Annotated in this window: 3 protein-coding genes; all 3 read right to left on the bottom strand. The window is 41.0% G+C overall.

Going from position 1 to position 2452, the window contains the following annotated elements:
• Window positions 1-270: 270 nt before the first annotated feature.
• The gene (locus tag CCU_RS14020) at window positions 271-555 is read right to left on the bottom strand and encodes a hypothetical protein (protein ID WP_243440848.1); all 285 of its coding nucleotides are present in this window, start codon (window positions 553-555) and stop codon (window positions 271-273) included.
• A complete protein-coding gene (locus CCU_RS03755) occupies window positions 542-1126 on the bottom strand; it encodes an endo alpha-1,4 polygalactosaminidase (RefSeq protein ID WP_243440847.1) in 585 nt (194 codons plus the stop codon). The genes CCU_RS14020 and CCU_RS03755 overlap by 14 nt, the downstream gene beginning before the upstream one ends.
• A gap of 329 nt (window positions 1127-1455) precedes the next feature.
• A partial coding sequence (locus CCU_RS03750) for an aspartate kinase (protein WP_208895963.1) occupies window positions 1456-2452 on the bottom strand: 997 nt, incomplete at its 5' end.

The following is a 2452-nucleotide window of genomic DNA, read 5'->3' as shown; positions in this document are numbered from 1 at the left end:
GAGGTACTGCAATGTCTTAGGATTCATGCCATATTTCGCCATGTGACGGACGGCTCGCAATGCTATCAACTTTTTCATTCAAATAAGCACCTCCAAAGCTTTATGTTTCTTTTTCAAACTTGCTGGCGGCGAACAGCATTTTATGCTGTTTGCGGACGGCAAGTCCACAGGGGATAGCCGCTTTAGCGGCGCAATGGGGTGTAGCCACCTTGACGGAACGAAGTGACGAAACTTAATTTGCTCATTCTTTTTCGTATTTCTCAACACTCATTATCTAAGTTCAAGGGAATTGGAAATATAAAAATGGAAATCTTGCTCCTTGCAGTATTCTTTTATTTTTTGAATCAGTTTTTGATTAGTTGTATATTCCAAAAGATACACTTCCACCCCATCCGCCTTGCACGTTTCCAAATATTTGCAGAAATATTCTCTCGTCTCGCTCGTTTGTTCACCAAAAGTTCCGCTATCAAAATCAATACTGCTCCATACTGATTCCTGATTTACACCTGTCATAATCTGATCAATCGCCCCATAGCGTTCCCTATATTCCGCCACATAAGTATCTCCACCGTTGATGATGACCGCTTTTCCAAACGTCATTATGTTTTAGTAGAATCGCTGTAATGCCTTCAAAAATACTCTCGTGCGGATTGTAATAATATACATCACAATTATCTATAAAGAATCCGTCAACACCTTTTTCATATAGTTCCTGAGAAAGCTGTCCTATAAACTTCTGCCAGTCTGGATTTGCTACATCTACCCATTCTTCTTCCTCCCAGTGCTCATACTCACCGATTGCCAGTTCCGCATAGGTTGTATAGTACTCCCTGAAGTTTTCAATCGACCCAATATTTAGATATGTATATACGACTGTTCCATTTTGATGGAGCAATTCAATATCCCTTTTTGTAAAATACTGTGCATCAATTACAATCGTTTCATACATTTTAAATCGTTCCAAAGATGAGGCGTCCGCATTTAAAAACACCCCATAATCTTTTTTCTCAAATTTCTTTGCTTGATTGGCTTTCACAAAAAAACAGCCACCAATAAACATTAGAACAAATAATACAGCCAAGGCTACTGGTTGTTTGGTCCTCTTCCCGCACAATGCCTCCCACACCCTTTCGGTAATTCTCGTTTTTTCCTCATGACTATCACATTTTACACATTGATGATTATGTTTTCCCAGATTTGTTGCTCAATTTGCATTCAAATTATACCCTAAAACTTGTGAACAGTTCTACCGTCATTTCTCTCATTGCTGCTTTTTGTGGGCTGTCTTTTCTTATTGCCATAAAAATAACCTCCAAACTGAGTAATTTTATCTTACATCAGTTTGGAGGTTTTCCGCCATATTCTGCCCTGTGTTGCCCCATTCTGCAAAGGTATGCATTATCAATACATGCCCACCCCTACGATGCTTAGCAATCTGTTATTACTTGTCTGTCATTACTTGTTAGTTATAAATGTATTATATATTGCCTTTATGGCTGTCTCAAAATCACTGTTCTTTACTCCGATTATGATATTCAGCTCTGATGAACCCTGGTCTATCATCTTTATGTTGATGCCTTCCTTTGCAAGTGCGCTGAACAACTTGCCTGCTGTACCACTTGCTGACTTCATTCCACGGCCTACAACAGCTATAAGCGCAAGTCCTGACTCAATCTCAACTGAATCCGGCTCTGCAAGTCTATGGATGGCAGATATAACTCTCTGCTCCTTGTGTACGAATTCATCAGCATGAACTACGATAGTCATCGTGTCAATACCTGATGGCATATGCTCAAATGAGATATCATTCTCCTCAAATGCCTGAAGCACCTTTCTTCCAAATCCTATCTCTGAATTCATCATAGCCTTCGTAATAAATATTGTGCAGAAATCCTTCTTACCTGCAATACCTGTTACAACATAATCCTGCTTCTGGCAGGTACTCTCAACTATCCAGGTTCCTGCGTCCTCAGGCGCATTTGTGTTGCGGATATTGATTGGGATACCACAGTGGCGTACAGGGAATATCGCATCCTCATGGAGAACTGATGCACCCATGTATGAAAGCTCACGAAGCTCTCTGTAAGTAATATATTTGATTGGCTTTGGATCTGGAACAATACGTGGGTCAGCTACAAGGAAGCCTGAGACATCTGTCCAGTTCTCATATACATCGGCTCTGCTTGCCTGTGCGACTATCGAGCCCGTTACATCTGAACCGCCTCTGGAAAATGTCTTTACCTTGCCATCCTTGCCAAGTCCATAGAATCCTGGAACAACCGCATGCTGTGTCTTGGCAAGTCTCTCACCAAGTACCTTCTCCGTCTTATAGCTATTGAGATTGCCCTCTGCATTGAAAAAGATAACCTCTGCAGCATCTATAAACTCAAAGCCAAGATATGCAGCCATAATCTTACCATTGAGGAACTCTCCTCTTGATGCCACATAGTCC

The sequence above is a fragment of the Coprococcus sp. ART55/1 genome (assembly GCF_000210595.1).
GTDB lineage: Bacteria > Bacillota > Clostridia > Lachnospirales > Lachnospiraceae > Coprococcus > Coprococcus aceti.
The sequence above is the reverse complement of the archived record's forward strand: the minus strand, read 5'-3'. Positions and strand labels throughout refer to the sequence as shown.